Here is a 14808-nt window from a genome sequence, read left to right as displayed (position 1 = left end):
CCCGACCCCCCATCGGCGCCTGTGCGGCGCCGTCGTGCGCCCTAGGCTCGGCGGTGTTCCCGCGTGGAGGGAGGGCCCGTGGCCGAGGACGTGGCGCGCAAGGTCGACCGCGGCCCCACCGCGGTCGGCTGCCCGGTCCGGCACGACCCGGACGGCGTCTGGCGGATCACCGGTTACGCGGCGGGCCGCGCGTTCCTGCGCGCGGGCGACACCGTGCAGGCCGGGCTGGGCGTGCAGACCGTCGCGAGGATGCCGCCCCGCATCCGCCGCCCCGTGCTGTACCGCGACGGCCCCGAGCACCGCGAGGACCGCAGGCAGACCGCCCGGTTCTTCACGCCCCGCCGCGTCGACGAGACCTACCGGCCGATCATGGAGCGGGTCGCCGACGAACAGGTCGCGCGGCTGCGCGCGGCGGGCGAGCTGGACCTGTCCGACCTGGCGTTCCGGGTGGCGATCGACGTCACCTCGGCCGTTCTCGGGCTCACCGGCGGCAAGCCCGGCATCCAGGCCCGGCTGGAGCGGTTCTTCCCCGAGAAGTTCGACACGCCGGGCTTCACCAGCCTGACCGGCGTCCGCACGTTCGTCCGGCACCTCACGAGCATGCTGGCGGTGTACCGGGCCGACGTGCGCCCGGCTGTGCGCGACCGCCGCGCCCGGCGGCGCGACGACCTGGTGTCCCACCTGCTCGACGAGGGCTGCACGGCCGGTGACGTGCTCGGCGAGTGCGTGACGTTCGCCGCCGCCGGCATGGTCACCACGCGCGAGTTCATCGTCGTGGCCGCCTGGCACCTGTTCACCGACGACGCCCTGCGCGCGACCTACCTGACCGCCGGCGAACCCGGTCGGCTGGCCGTGCTGCACGAGGTGCTGCGGCTGGAACCCGTGATCGGCCAGGTGCGCCGCCGCACGACCGCGCCGGTCACCGTCGCCGGCGTCACCGTGCCGCCGGGCGCGGAGGTGCACGTCCACGTGGACGTCGCCAACCTCGACCCGGCCGTGGTCGGCGACGACCCGCTGTCGCTCCGCCCGGCCCGCCCTCTGGCCGACGGCGGCGCGGCGACCGGCCTGTCGTTCGGCGACGGCGCGCACCGGTGCCCGGGGTCGCACATCGCCGTGCTGGAGACGGACGTCTTCCTGCGCCGCCTGTTCGCGGTCGACGGCCTCCGCATGGTCGGCCGACCGGCCGTGTCGTTCAAGGAGGACATCGCGGGCTACGAGCTGCGCGGCCTGCGGGTCGCGGTGGACCGCTGATGCCGGGGAGCCACTGACGCCGGGGAGCCACTGACGCCGACAAGCCGCCGACGCCGGCCGGGCCGGTCAGCGCTGCACGACGGTGGTCAGCTCGGTCAGCCCGCAGATGCGCAGCACCGGCAGCAGCAGGCGGCCGGCCACGATGCGGATCTGCCCGGCGTGCGTGAACAGGGCGTTGAGGGCCGCGCTGTCGAGGTAGGCGACCCCGGTCAGGTCGACGGTGAGCGGGGTGCCCGCGCCGACGCCCTCGGCCAGCGCCCCGGCGAACTCGGCCACGTTGGACAGGTCGATCTCGCCGGTCGCGGTGAGCGTCGGCGTTCCGTCGGCGGCCCGGGAGTTGGTCACGGTCAGATCGGTCATGAGATCCTCGTGTGCATCTCGACGGTGGTGCCGTCGGCACCGTGGTGGATGGCGACGTCCTGCATCAGCGCCCGGATGAGCGGGATGCCCCGCCCCCGGTAGGTGTTCTCGCGGGGCGCCCGCCACCGGCCGCCGTCCGTCACGGTGAGGCGCAGCCCGTCACCGGTGAGGGCCACCCGCAGCCGGACCACGCCGCCGCCGGGCCCCGGGTAGGCGTGCTCCACGGCGTTCGCGCACGCCTCGCCGGCCGCGATGAGCACGTTCTGCACCTCGTCCTCGGTCAGCTCGCAGCCGCGCAGCCAGGCGCGCAGGGCGTGGCGGACGGGGGCGAGCCGCGCGGTGTCCGCGGGGAAGTCCACGGCCAGCGGCGCGGGGTGGCGGTAGACGAGCAGGGCCACGTCGTCCTCGAACCCGCCGGGCGGGGCCAGGTCGGTCATCAGGCGGGTGGCCAGGTCGTCCACCGGCGCGGTCCGGGCGGCCCGCACGGCGGAGCACACGTCGTCGATGCCGTCGTCCAGACCGCGGCGGCGGCGCTCGACCAGGCCGTCGGTGTAGAGCACGAGGGTCGACCGTCCCCGCACGACGGTCCGCGCCTCGGTGCGCGGCCGGTCGGGGCGCACGGCCAGCGGGATGGACCGGCCGCCCTCCAGCAGGTCGGTGCCGCCGTCGCGGTGCACGAGCACGCCCGGCGGGTGACCGGCCGCCGAGTACACCAGTTCACCCGTGGCCGGGTCGAGGACCGCGCAGAACACGGTCGTGGACAGCGCGCCGGGCAGCGTCGCGGCGAACACGTCCAGGGCGCTGAGCGCCTGCGCCGGCGCCGGGTCGCGCAGCAGCAGCGCCCGGCACGCGCTGCGCAGCTGACCCATCACGGTGGCCGCCTCCAGGCCGTGGCCGACGCAGTCGCCGACGACGATGCCGATCCGCCCGTCGGGCAGCCCGATCGTGTCGTACCAGTCGCCGCCGACCTTCAGCGGGCGCGTCGCGGGCTCGTAGCGCACCGCGAAGCCCTCGGGCAGGTGCGACGGGCCGAGGATCGCCCGCTGGAGGGCCAGCGCCGTCTCGCGCTGCTGGTCGATCCGGTGCACCCGGCGCAGGCCCTGTGCGAGGTGGCCGGCCAGCAGCGCCAGCAGCGTCCGGTCCTCGGCGGAGCACGGCCGGTTCCCGCCCAGGTCCACCCACAGCACCAGCGCGCCGCCCGGGTGGTCCAGCGCGATGCCGGCCGCCCTGGCGCCGCCGACGGTCAGCGCGGGTCCCGCGCCCAGGTCGAGGATCGCCCGGCGCAGCTCCGGCGGCAGGTCGTCCCAGTCGGCGGGGCCGTCGGAGGCCACCACCTCGGGCGGGTCGGCGGCCACCGCGACCGCCAGGACGCGCCGGGCGCCCCACAGCGACGCCAGCTCCTCCACCGCACCGCGCACCGCCTCGCCCACGCTGTCCGCCCCGGCCAGGCGCATGCTGAGCGCCGCCAGCGCCAGGTCGCGCTGCACGGCGTAGTGCTGGGCGGTGACGTCGCGGAACGTGCCGACGATCATCTGCCGGCCCGTGTCCGGGTCCTTGACCCGGCTGAACGCGGCGGCCACCCACAGCCGGTGGCCGTCGCGGTGGGTCACCGGGATGGTCGCGATGCCCCGCCCGCCCTCCATCATCCGGTCGACGGCGGCGTCGGCGCGGGCCAGCGCCTCGGTCTCCGCGCCCTCCTCCAGCCACCACGGGTGGGGCGGCGGGTACGGCAGCCCGTCGGGCCCGTAGCCGAGGATGTCGGTGAACGCGGCGTTGATCTCGACGACCGCGCCCCGCTCGTCGCAGACGAAGAAGCCCTCCTGCAACGAGTCGATCAACGCCGCGCGCCACGCCGCGTGGTGGTTGCGCAGCCGCGCCAGCTGCACGGTCGCCCGCACGCGGGCCAGCAGCCCGGCCGCCGAGAACGGCTTGACCAGGTAGTCGTCCGCGCCCGCGTCCAGACCCTCGATGGACGCCTCCTGCCCGGCGCGGGCGGACAGCAGCAGCACCGGCACACCGGCCGTGCGGGGGTCGGCGCGCAGCGCGGCGACCAGCCCGAGCCCGTCCAGGCGGGGCATCATGACGTCGCTGACCACGAGGTCGGGCGGGGCCGCGCGCACCGCGTCCAAGGCCTCCTCGCCGTCCGCGGCGGTGGTGACGCGGTAGCCGGGCGCGAGGAGCCTGCGCAGGTAGTCGCGCATGTCGGCGTTGTCGTCGACGACCAGGACGTGGGCGGGCGCCTCGTCGCCGCCGGCCGGGGTGTGGTGCAGCACCGCGCCGTCCACCTCGGCCGTCGCGCCCCCCGTGTCGTCGGCGGGCAGCCAGCGCATGGCCTCCTGCACGAACGGCTCGGCCGTGGCGGAGACGACGGCGGGGCCGGCCCGGTGCGCCAGGTCGTCGGCGGGCAGGTGCTCCTGGCCGAGCGGCAGCCGCACGGTGAACGTCGTGCCCTCGCCCTCGGCGCCGGTCGCGCCGATGGTGCCGCCGTGCAGGCCGACCAGCTCGCGGACCAGGGCCAGGCCGATGCCGCTGCCCTCGTAGGAGCGGGCGCGGGCGTTGCCGATGCGGTGGAAGCGCTCGAACAGCCGCGGCATCTCCGCCTCGGGGATGCCCACGCCCGTGTCGGCGACGGTCAGCACGGCGTGGTCGCCGTCCTGGCGCAGCGCGACGCGCACCGAGCCCTCGAAGGTGAACTTGAGGGCGTTGCTGAGCAGGTTCAGCACCACCTTCTCCCACAGCTCCCGGTCGACGTGCACCGGGCCGTCCAGCGGGGCGCAGTCCACCTCGAACCGCAGGCCGGCGCGTTCCACGGCGGACCGGAAGACGCTGGCCAGCTCGGTGGTGAAGGCGGCCAGGTCGACCGGCTCGTACCGGGCCCTCATCCGGCCGGCCTCGATGCGGGAGAAGTCGAGCAGGGTGTTGACGAGCTTGCCCAGGCGCAGGCCGTTGCGGTGCACGGCGTCCAGTTCCGCGCGGGCCGGGTCGTCGGCGGGCAGCCGCTCGCGCATGTCCTGCACCGGACCCATGATCAGGGTGAGCGGGGTGCGGAACTCGTGGCTGATGTTGGAGAAGAACGCGGTCTTGGCCCGGTCCAGCTCGGCCAGCTCCTCGGCCCGCCGCTGCTGCGCCTCGTAGGCGAGCGCCCCGTTGACCAGGGACGCGGTCTGCCGCGCCACGAGCTGGAGGAACGACTCGTACGGCTCGTCCAGCGCTCGCGCGGCACCCGCCGCCAGCACGATCGCGCCGACCGGCCCACCCCCCGCGTCGCCCGGCAGCGGCAGCACGACGGCCTCGGTCGGCGGGCTGCGCCAGTCACCGCTCGGCAGGTCGCCCGGCAGGTCGCGCAGCACGACCGACCTGCCGGTGGCCAGCACCTCCCGGATCGGCCACGGCTGGTCGACGTGCACGCCGGCGGGGCTCGTCGCCACCTGCTCCGGCTCGCCGTCCCGGACGAGGTGCAGCGCGGCGAACGGCACGTCCCGGCCCGACCTGCCCAGCACCCGCGCCACCATGCCGCACGCCTCGACGGCGCTGCGCGCCTTGCCCGCCAGCGCGCCCAGGTCCTGGAGCACGGCGAGCCGCCGTTCGCCGACGACCCGCTCGGTGGTCTCGCTGACGGCGGTGAACACGCCGCGCACCACGCCGTCGTCGTCGTGCAGGGGGCTGTAGGAGTACGTCCAGTAGGTCTCCTCCCAGTAGCCGTGGCGCGCCATCGACAGCGGGAGGTCCTCCGACCAGGTCGCCTCACCGGAGTCCATCACGGACCGCAGCATCGGGCCGATGGTGTGCCAGATCTCCGGCCACACCTGCTCGCCCGGCTTGCCCAGGGCGGGGTGCTTGTCCCCGAGCATCGGGCGGTAGGCGTCGTTGTGGAGGAACAGCAGTTCCTCGCCCCACCAGACGATCATCGGGAACCGCGAGGTGAGGCAGATCCGCACGGCGGTGCGCAGGGCGGCGGGCCACGTGCCGGGGTCCGCGCCGTCCGGCCAGCGGTGCGCGCGCATCCGCGCCGCCATCTCGCTGCCGCCCGGGAACAGCAGTTCGGCGTCGTGTGGCTCTCTGTCCGGCACCTCAGCATCTTCCCCGTTCCCGGGGAGATCCACACGGCGAACCGCCGCAGTCGCCACGACGGTGGGCATCGTGGAGGACCACCGCCCGCACGTCCTCCTGCGACGAACCCCGGTGGTCCCGCGACGACCGCAGTCGTGCCCACCGGGTGGCCCGCCGACGCCGAGCCGCACACGCCGCTGCCGAGGCCGGCACCGGTGCGCGCGGCGCACGTCCGGCGACGGTCGCCGACCGGCGAGTTCCGCGACGGCGAGGGCGAACATCTCCGGCGGTGCGATCCCGTCGGTCGACCGCGCGCACCCGCACGTCCCGCCGACAACCGGGAATCCATTTAATAATCCGCAGAACTCGATATAACGTTCGATTAATCATTGCGTTAGCGTGAATTCATGCTGTTCACCTCCCTGGGGTTACCGGCGTGTTCTCCGCATTCCCGCTTTCCGCCGCTTCTGGCTCGGCACGGCGGCGTCCCGGTGCGGTGGCGCGTTCACCGCCGTCGCCCTGTCGTGGCTGGTGCTCGACCTGGCCGGGCCCGCCGGCCTCGGTCTCCTGCTGCTGTCGTCCGGCCTTCCGCTGCTGGTGACCGGCCCGGTCGCGGGGCGGTTGCTCGACCGGTTCCCGGCCCGCCTGCTGCTCGGTTGGGACAACGCGCTGCGGTGTGCGCTGATCGGCTCGGTGGCGGTGGCCCTGGCTTTCGGCGGCACCGGGCTCGTCCACGTGTACGCGGTCGCGGTCGCGTCGGCCGCCCTGTCCTCGCTCACCGAGGTCGCGGAGAGCGCACTGGTTCCGCACCTGGTGACCGACGACGACCTGGAACACGCCAACTCGCTGCTCTCGGTGAACTGGGAGCCGGCCTACGTCGTCGGTCCCCCGCTCGCCGGGCTGGTGGTGGGCGTGGCGGGCACCGGGGCGGCGCTGGTGGTGGACGCGGCGAGCTTCGCGGCGATGAGCGCGGCGGGCTTCGGCCTGCCCGGGCTGCCCACCCGGGCGGACCGGCCGGCACGCGGGTCTGCGGCGCTGTGGCGGTTCCCGGTGGCGCTGGCGCTGACCGCGGGCACCACCGGCTTCCTGTTCCCGGGCGGCGTGGTGGAGGTGTTCTACCCGGTGCACGCGCAGGCCGGTGGGCCGGTGCTGTACGGGCTGCTGCTGGGTGCGACCGGGGTGGGCGGGCTGTGCGGGGTGCTGGTCGGCGTCCCGCTGTGCCGCCGGCTGCCGCCCCGGTGGCGGGTCGCGGCGGCGGCGGTGGCCGGCGCGCCGGTGTTCGCGCTGCTCGCGGTCACGCCGCCCGGCGCGGTGTCGGTGGCGGTGGCGGGGCTCGCGTCCTTCCTGTGGGGGCCGTACTACGCGGTCGAGCGGTCGGCGTTCCAGCGGGCCGTGCCGGACGCCTTGCGCGGACGGGTGACCGGGGTGCGGACCGCGCTGTGCTCGCTGGGGTTCCCGCTCGGCGGCGCGGCGGGCGGTGCGCTGCTGGCCGGCACGCCCACCGCGACCGCGGCGCCGCTCATCGCCTGCGCCTTCGGGGTGGTGGCGCTGGTCACGACGGCTGTCTCCCGTTGACCTGGCACCCCGCAGCGGTTATGCACGGTTGTGGACGTTGGCGGGAACGAACCCCGGTTCGGGTGGCGGATGCTGGGCGTGTACCTCGCCGCCCAGGTGACGATGGTGCTCGCGTCGGCGGTCGTGCTGCTGCCGTTCTCGACCGGCGACGCCTCCGGGGAGCGGCTGCCGCCGTGGCCGCTGCTGGCGCTGCTGGTCGTGCCGATCTCGCTGGCCGTGGTGGTCGTGGTGGCGGGTACCCGGTGGCTCGGCGCGGGACCGGCGCGCGGTCGGGCGGCGCGCGAGCTGGCCGCCCGGTGGGACTGGCGCGACCTGGGCGTGGGCGCGGCGCTGGGCGCGAGCGGCCTGGTGCTCACCCTGCCCGCTGCGGCGCTGTGGACGCGGTGGGTCGGCGCCGACGAGGCCGGTTCGGCGGTCGGCGACGCGTTCAGCGGGCTGACCTTGGAGCCGACGGCGGCCGTCGTGGCGTTCCTCGCGGTGTGGCTGATCGCGCCGCTGGGCGAGGAGGTGCTGTTCCGGGGTGCGCTGTGGCGGGCGCTGGAGCACTGGGGCTGGAACCGCTGGGTGGTGTTCGCGGCGACCACGCTGGTGTTCTCCGTGGTGCACCTGGAACTGCTGCGCACGCCGTTGCTGGTGGTGCTGTCCATCCCGATCGGCCTGGCCCGGCTGCTGACCGGGAACCTGCTCGCCGGCGTCGTCGCCCACCAGGTCAACAACTTCCTGCCCGCCGTGGCGCTGCTCCTGACGACCACGGGCGTGCTGCCGGCGGCCGGGGTCCCCTGAGCCGTCCGGTCACCCGGACGACGGCACGGACCCCTAAGGGGCTCGTGGGGCCGTGCCGGCGACGGGTAGACCGGACGACGAACCCGGTCCCCGAAGCCGAACGAGGAGATCACCGTGGCCACACGTCGGCCGACCACCCGCGGCCTGTTCCTCGCCCTCGTCGTGCTCTGCCTGGCACCGGTCCCGGCCGCGGAGGCGGCGGCGGGACCGGAGTACGCGGTGGCCGGTCTGCACCGGCCGGTCGAACTGCTCGTCGACAAGTGGGGGGTGCCGCACATCTACGCGGCCGACACCTCCGACCTCTTCTTCGCCCAGGGCTTCAACATCGCCCGTGACCGGCTGTTCCAGATCGACACCTGGCGCCGTCGCGGCCTCGGCACGCTCAGCGAGGTGCTCGGGCCGTCCTACGCGGAGCAGGACCGGGCCGCCCGGCTGTTCCTCTACCGCGGCGACATGGACGCCGAGTGGGCGTCCTACGGCCCGGAGGGCAGGCTGGCCGCCACCCGGTTCGCCGAGGGCGTCAACTCCTACGTCGACTGGCTGGCCCGCAACCCCTCCGCGCTCCCGCCGGAGTTCGGCAGGCTCGGCTACCGACCCGCCCGCTGGCGCCCGCAGGACGTGGTGCGCATCCGCACGCACGCCATCGGTGAGAACCTGATGTGGGAGGTCGCCCGCGCGAAGCTGGTGTGCCTGGCCGGCCCCGGCGCGAGCCGCTACCTGCGCTCCCTCCACCCGGCGCACGAGGCGGCGGTGCCCGCGGGGCTCGACCCGTGCTCGGTGCCGGACGACGTGCTCAAGGTGTACAACCTCGCGACCGCCGCGGTGTCCTTCACCGGCAGCGGTGTCCGGACGAAGGACATCGCCGACGCGACCTCCGGCAGCAACGCCTGGGCGATCGGGCCGGGCCGCACCGCGTCCGGCCGGCCCATCCTGGCCAACGACCCGCACCGCGGCGCGGACGCCCTGCCGTCGGGCCGGTACGTCGCGCACCTGTCGGCTCCCGGCCTGGACCTCGCCGGCGCGGGCGAGCCGTGGAACCCGGGGATCGCCATCGGGCACAACGGGAGCATCGCGTTCGGCCTGACCAACCTGCCGATCGACCAGACCGACCTCTACGTCTACGAACTCGACCCCGGCGACCACACCCGCTACCGCTACGGCGCCGGCTGGGAGCGGATGACCACGGTCACCGAGACCATCCCGGTGCGCGGCGGCACGCCGGTCGCCGGCGAGCTGTCCTTCACCCGGCACGGCCCGGTCGTCAAGGTCGACGAGGCGGCCCACCGGGCGTTCGCGGTCCGCACGGCGTGGACGCGGCCGGGCAGCGCGGCGTACCTGGGCAGCCTGAACTACCAGCGGGCCCGGAACTTCGACGAGTTCACCGCGGGCATGCGGAAGTGGGGCACGCCCGGCTCGAACCTGACCTACGCCGACGTGCACGGTGACATCGGCTACGTCCCGGCGGGACTGACGCCGCGGCGCACCGGCGCCGACTACGACGGCCTGCTGCCCGTCCCCGGCGACGGGCGCTATGACTGGAACGGCTTCCACGCGAACAGCGAGCTGCCGGGACAGCACAACCCGGCGTCCGGGTTCTTCGCCTCGGCCAACGACTTCAACATCCCGCCGGGCCACCCCGTGGTGTCCAACTACGAGTGGCAACTGCCGTACCGCAAGCAGCGCATCGACGAGCTGATCGGGTCCCGCCCGGGCGCGACCGTCGCCGATTCGCTCGCGCTGCAGAAGGACGAGAAGTCGTCGGTGGCCACGCGGCTCCTCGCGTTCGTGCGGGGCATGTCCTCGTCGGACCCGGACACCGCGCGGGCGCTGGAGCTGCTCCGCGGCTACGACGGCGTCGCGTCGGCGGACTCGCCGGGGGCCGCCCTGTTCGAGACGTGGATCATGAAGTACCTGCACCACGCGTGGGCGCACGCGGTGCTGCCGCAAGCCGCGGCGGACGCGCTGGTGCGCACCATCAACCCCGACTTCAGCCTGGTCATCGCCTCCTTCGAGGACCCTGCCGGGTGGCTCGGCCCGGACGGCGCGGCGGTGCGCGACGAGCTGGTCCTGGGCACGCTGCCGGTGGCGTTCCGCGATGTCGCCGGCAAGCTCGGCGCCGACACGTCGAGGTGGCGCTGGGGTGCACTGCACCACCAGCAGTTCGCGCACCCCCTGGGCGGCCCGAACGTCGGCCCGACCCCGGTCGGCGGCTCGTACCACACGATCCACCCGTCGTTCTTCCACCCGCTGACCTACCAGCAGATCATCGGGACGACGTTCGCGATGACACTGGACGTCGGCGACTGGGACGCCTCGGTCGTGATCAACGCCCCCGGGCAGTCCGGCGACCCGCGCAGCTCGCACTACCGCGACCTCAACGCCCTCTGGGCCTCGGGCGGGTCGTTCCCCCTGCTGTACAGCCGGAGGGAGGTCGAGCGGAACCTCGACGTCCGCATCCGGCTGGAGCCGGCCGGGTGACGGGGAAGCCCGTTGCCCCGCGTGCGGGACCGCCACCACGGCCGGACCGGACCCGTCGTCCGGCAGGAGGACCGGCGGCCGGTCGCCCGCACCACGCCGGGCGACCGGGCCGCCGGTCCTCCTGCCCTGCCGCCCCCACCGGGCCGGCGTCGCGCGCTAGTCCTTCCAGGGCAGCTCGTCGCGCATGCCCTCGTGGATGGCGTAGGCGTTCTTCACCGCCGCCTTCAACGCACCCTCCACCCACCGGCGGTGGCGGCGGTCGCAGGCGTCGTTGGCGAACCACACCCGGCCCACCGGGCGGACCACGTCCTCGTAGCTGCCCTCGCTCATCTCGAACGCGCGGAACAGCGGACCGATGCCGCAGGCGAACCAGTCGAGCGCCCAGTCCTTGTAGACGCCGAACTCGAACGTGTCCCGCGCCTCCGGGTGGATCTTGACCAGGTCCTCCAGCGCCTGCTGCACGCACTCCTCGCCGGCCAGCGGCGTGTACGGCATGCTGTCCTGCTCCCAGCAGTAGGACGCGATCATCACGCCCTTCTTGTACCGGGTGTCCTGACCGGCGGGCGGGTAGACGATGTTGCGGATCGCCAGGTCGGTCACCGTCAGGCCGTGCGTGATGCCGTACGAGGTCTCCCACCAGCGCTCGCTGAACTGCATGAACAGCTTGTGCGCGCGGCCGTAGTAGGTGTTGCGGATCGCGTACCACTTGTCCGGGTCGAGGCCCTGGATCTCCATGTGCCGCAGGCTCGCGAACGGCACCGTGACGATCACCTCGTCGGCGACGACGGTGTGCGAGCGGCGGCCGGAGCGGTAGTGCACCCGCGCCTCGCCCTCCGCCTGGTCGACCGCGTGCACCTGCGCGCCGAACCGGATGTCGTCCATCAGGTACGGCTCGAACGCGCGCGGCAGCGAGTCGGCGCCGTCCACGATGTACGACAGGTCACCGAAGACGTCCTCGTAGTAGTGGGAGAACCACTCGACGAGCGAGAAGTGGTAGCGGCCCTCCAGGTTGAACAGCGGACCGAGCATGGACAGCGCGCCGTCGCCGAGGCCGCGCTCCTTGAGGTAGCCCAGCAGGGTGTACTTGTCGTAGTCGATCAGGATCTTGTGCCACGCCTTGTCCGGGTCTTCGTTCTCCATGATGTCGACCAGCGGCCGCACGGTGTGCCGCAGCAGCTCGTGGGGCGTCTTGTCCGCCTCGCTCGGGGACAGGTCGAAGTCGAACGAGGACCCGGTGAAGTCCTTGCGCCGCACGCCCTTGCCCTGGAGGTACACGAACGTGTCCTCGTCGTACATGGGGAACGGTTTCGTGGCGAGCTGGAACTTGTCCCGGATCAGCCACTGCACGAGCGGGTGCTGCTCGGGGAAGCGCATGGCGCCGAACTCGCCGTACATGTCCCCCGCGAAGTCCCGGTGGGTCAGGATGCGCCCGCCCAACCGGTTCTGCCCCTCCAGGATCGTCACCTGGTGCCCGGCTTCCTTCAGCAGCAGGGCCGCCGTCAACCCGGCCATCCCCGCACCGACCACCACCACCCGCCGTCGCGGCGCCGAGCTCTCCGGCAAGCCGTCCTTGAGCAGGTCGAGCACGTCCAACACCATGACCACACCTCGCACCGTCGGTCTGACCGTCCACTGGAGACAGGGGGTGGCCACCCGGTGACGACCGTAGCGCCGGGTGCGACCACCGGCCAACGCCCTGATGGGGTGGTTCCGGCGAACGCGGACCGGCGGCCCGCGGGCGAGGGGTGCGGCCGAACGGGTCGGCGCGTCCCTCGTCCGGGTGTCGGGGCGGCCGGGATTGTCGGACCCCGTCGCTAGCGTGCGGGGTCATGGCGATCACGGGGGAAGCGGTGGACGAGGACGAGGTGACGGCCCGGTTGCGGGCGGCGTGCCTGGCGCTGCCGGAGGCGGTCGAGGAACGGGCGTGGCGCGGGACGCGGTGGCGGGTGCGGGGCCGGACGTTCGCGCACGTGCTGGAGGTCGAGGACGGCGACCCGCCGTCGTACGCGCGAGCGGCGGGGACGGACGGGCCGGTGTGCGTGCTGACGTTCCGGGCGGAGGGCGCGGAGCTGGACGCGTTGAGCCACGCGGGGCACCCGTTCTTCAAGCCCGCGTGGTCGGCGAACGTGGTGGGCGTCGTGCTGGACGACGGCGTGGACTGGGAGGAGGTGGTCGAACTGGTGACGGAGAGCTACTGCGCGTCGGCGCCGAAGAAGCTGGTGGGCCTGGTCGAACGGCCGTGACGGCGCGGCCGAGCTTGCCAGGTCGACCCCAAGACATCTAGAGTTCTAGATGTGTCAGTCGACAACGAGCCCGCCCTGATGCGGGCACCCGACGCCACCGGCCGCTTCGGCCGGTTCGGCGGGCGCTACCTGCCGGAGGCCCTCGTGCCCGCCGCGCGGGCGGTGGAGGCGGCGTTCCGCGAGGCGTGGGCCGACGCCGCCTTTACGACGGAGTACCGGCGGCTGCTCGCGACCTACGTGGGCCGGCCGACGCCGGTCACCGAGTGCGCACGGCTGTCCGAGGTGCTGGGCGTGCGCGTCCTGCTCAAGCGGGAGGACCTCGCGCACACCGGGTCGCACAAGATCAACAACGTGCTGGGCCAGGCGTTGCTGGCCAAGCGGATGGGCAAGCGCAAGCTCATCGCCGAGACCGGCGCCGGGCAGCACGGCGTGGCCTCCGCGACCGCCGCCGCCCTGCTCGGCCTGTCCTGCACGGTCTACATGGGACGCACCGACGCGCGTCGCCAGGAGCTCAACGTCTTCCGCATGGAACTGCTCGGCGCGGAGGTCGTCACGGTCGCCTCGGCCGCCGGCACGGGCACGCTCAAGGAGGCCACCAACGCCGCGCTGCGCGCGTGGGTCGGCGAGACCGAGGACGCCCACTACTGCCTCGGCTCCGCCCTCGGCCCCCACCCGTACCCGTGGATGGTGCGCGAGTTCCAGCGGGTCATCGGCGACGAGGCCCGCGCCCAGTGCGCGGAGCGCCTGCCGGCCGCCGTGCCGGACGTGGTCGTCGCCTGCGTCGGCGGCGGGTCGAACGCGGCGGGCACGTTCGCCGGGTTCGTCGACACCCCGGCCGCGCTCGTCGGCGTCGAGGCGGCCGGCGGCAGCGCCGTCGACAAGGGCGTGCCCGGTGTGCTGCACGGGTTCCGCTCGCACTTCCTCCAGGACGAGGACAGCCAGGTCCTGGAGGCGCACTCGATCTCCGCCGGGCTGGACTACCCCGGCGTGGGGCCGGAGCACGTGCACCTCGCCGAGACCGGCCGCGTCCGGTACACCGGCGTCACCGACCACCAGGCGATGCGGGCGCTGGAGCTGCTCACCCGCACCGAGGGCATCCTGCCCGCCCTGGAGTCGGCGCACGCCCTGGCGTGGGTGGTCGACGCCGCCGCGACCGGCGAGCTGCCCGCCGGGTCCACCGTGCTCGTCACGCTGTCCGGTCGCGGCGACAAGGACGTCCAGCAGATCAGGGAGTACTTCCGATGAGCGTCGCCACGGCCGGCCTGGAGCAGCACCTGAGGGCGGCGGGGCGCCCGCTGCTCGTGCCCTACCTGATGGCCGGGGTGGTTCCGGACTGGCTCGACCTGGTGCGCGGCGTCGTCGACGCCGGGGCGGACGCGGTCGAGATCGGCCTGCCGTTCTCCGACCCGATGCTCGACGGCCCCACCGTGCAGCGGGCGGCGGCCGTCGCGCTCGACCGGGGCGCGCGGCCCAGGCCGCTGCTCGACGAGCTGGCCGGGCTGGACCTCGACGTGCCGCTGGTCGTGATGACCTACGCGAACGTGGCCGAGACGCTGGTGCCGTCACGCGGCGTGGCCGGGTTCGTCGACCACCTGGCGGAGGTCGGCGTGCGGGGCGCGATCGTGCCGGACCTGCCGCTGGAGGAGTCCGCCGAGTACCGGGCGCGGGCCGCCGACGCCGGGGTGGCGGCCGTGCTGATGGCCGCGCCGTCGTGCGACGACGACCGGTGCCGCCGGATCGCGTCCGCGTCCGCCGGGTTCGTCTACAGCATGAGCTCGATGCGGACCACCGGCGAGCACGACGACCTGGCCGCCACGGCGGGCGCCCACTCCCGCCGCCTGCGGGCGATGACCGACCTGCCGGTGGTGACCGGTTTCGGCGTCTCCACCACCGAGCACGCGGTGCGGGCGTGCGCCGACGCGGACGGGGTGCTCGTCGGGTCGGCGCTGCTGCGGATGCTGGTCGACGGCGCGCCGGTCGCGGACGTGGTCGACGCGGTGGCCGCGTTCCGCCGGGCGCTATCCTCGGCCCGCCCGGAGGTCGCTCCGGGGGTGTGACGAGTCGGGTG

General features: G+C 74.3%; 10 protein-coding genes. 7 read left to right on the top strand and 3 right to left on the bottom strand.

All coding sequences use genetic code 11. From position 1 onward, the window contains the following. The first annotated feature begins 78 nt into the window (after positions 1-78). On the top strand, positions 79-1251 hold the full coding sequence (locus tag J2S66_RS07870) for a cytochrome P450 (RefSeq protein ID WP_310305665.1): 1173 nt from the start codon (positions 79-81) through the stop codon (positions 1249-1251). Positions 1252-1317: 66 nt separating this feature from the next. On the opposite strand, the gene J2S66_RS07865 is transcribed toward J2S66_RS07870, so the two are convergent. Both J2S66_RS07865 and J2S66_RS07860 read right to left on the bottom strand, forming a co-directional pair. Continuing rightward, positions 1318-1611, bottom strand: a complete 294-nt coding sequence (locus J2S66_RS07865) for an STAS domain-containing protein (RefSeq protein ID WP_310305663.1) — start codon at positions 1609-1611, stop codon at positions 1318-1320. Next, the gene (locus J2S66_RS07860; RefSeq protein ID WP_310305661.1) at positions 1608-5681 is read right to left on the bottom strand and encodes a SpoIIE family protein phosphatase; all 4074 of its coding nucleotides are present in this window, start codon (positions 5679-5681) and stop codon (positions 1608-1610) included. Before J2S66_RS07860 ends, J2S66_RS07865 begins: the two co-directional genes overlap by 4 nt. A 379-nt stretch (positions 5682-6060) precedes the next feature. Here J2S66_RS07860 and J2S66_RS07855 point away from each other — a divergent pair, with 379 nt between their 5' ends. The 3 genes from J2S66_RS07855 (at position 6061) to J2S66_RS07845 (ending at position 10497) form a co-directional block, all read left to right on the top strand. Then, positions 6061-7236, top strand: coding sequence for an MFS transporter (locus tag J2S66_RS07855; protein WP_310305659.1), 1176 nt, complete (start codon positions 6061-6063; stop codon positions 7234-7236). Between the two features lie 30 nt (positions 7237-7266). After that, positions 7267-8019 carry a CPBP family intramembrane glutamic endopeptidase gene (locus tag J2S66_RS07850; RefSeq protein ID WP_310305657.1) on the top strand — a complete coding sequence of 251 codons (753 nt, stop codon included), beginning with the start codon at positions 7267-7269 and terminating at the stop codon, positions 8017-8019. 114 nt (positions 8020-8133) lie between these two features. Continuing rightward, positions 8134-10497, top strand: a complete 2364-nt coding sequence (locus J2S66_RS07845) for a penicillin acylase family protein (RefSeq protein WP_310305655.1) — start codon at positions 8134-8136, stop codon at positions 10495-10497. Between the two features lie 156 nt (positions 10498-10653). Here J2S66_RS07845 and J2S66_RS07840 read toward each other — a convergent pair whose 3' ends face one another. Next, a complete protein-coding gene (locus tag J2S66_RS07840; protein WP_310305653.1) occupies positions 10654-12096 on the bottom strand; it encodes a flavin monoamine oxidase family protein in 1443 nt (480 codons plus the stop codon). A gap of 230 nt (positions 12097-12326) precedes the next feature. Here J2S66_RS07840 and J2S66_RS07835 point away from each other — a divergent pair, with 230 nt between their 5' ends. From J2S66_RS07835 to trpA, 3 genes are all read left to right on the top strand, one after another. Then, the gene (locus tag J2S66_RS07835) at positions 12327-12740 is read left to right on the top strand and encodes an MmcQ/YjbR family DNA-binding protein (protein ID WP_310305651.1); all 414 of its coding nucleotides are present in this window, start codon (positions 12327-12329) and stop codon (positions 12738-12740) included. A 78-nt stretch (positions 12741-12818) separates the two neighbouring features. After that, positions 12819-13985, top strand: coding sequence for a tryptophan synthase subunit beta (gene trpB / locus J2S66_RS07830; RefSeq protein ID WP_310314715.1), 1167 nt, complete (start codon positions 12819-12821; stop codon positions 13983-13985). Further along, positions 13982-14797, top strand: a complete 816-nt coding sequence (trpA, locus tag J2S66_RS07825) for a tryptophan synthase subunit alpha (RefSeq protein WP_310305649.1) — start codon at positions 13982-13984, stop codon at positions 14795-14797. The genes trpB and trpA overlap by 4 nt, the downstream gene beginning before the upstream one ends. Positions 14798-14808 lie beyond the last annotated feature (11 nt).

It is taken from the genome of Saccharothrix longispora, from assembly GCF_031455225.1.
Classification (GTDB): domain Bacteria; phylum Actinomycetota; class Actinomycetes; order Mycobacteriales; family Pseudonocardiaceae; genus Actinosynnema; species Actinosynnema longispora.
The sequence above is the reverse complement of the archived record's forward strand: the minus strand, read 5'-3'. Positions and strand labels throughout refer to the sequence as shown.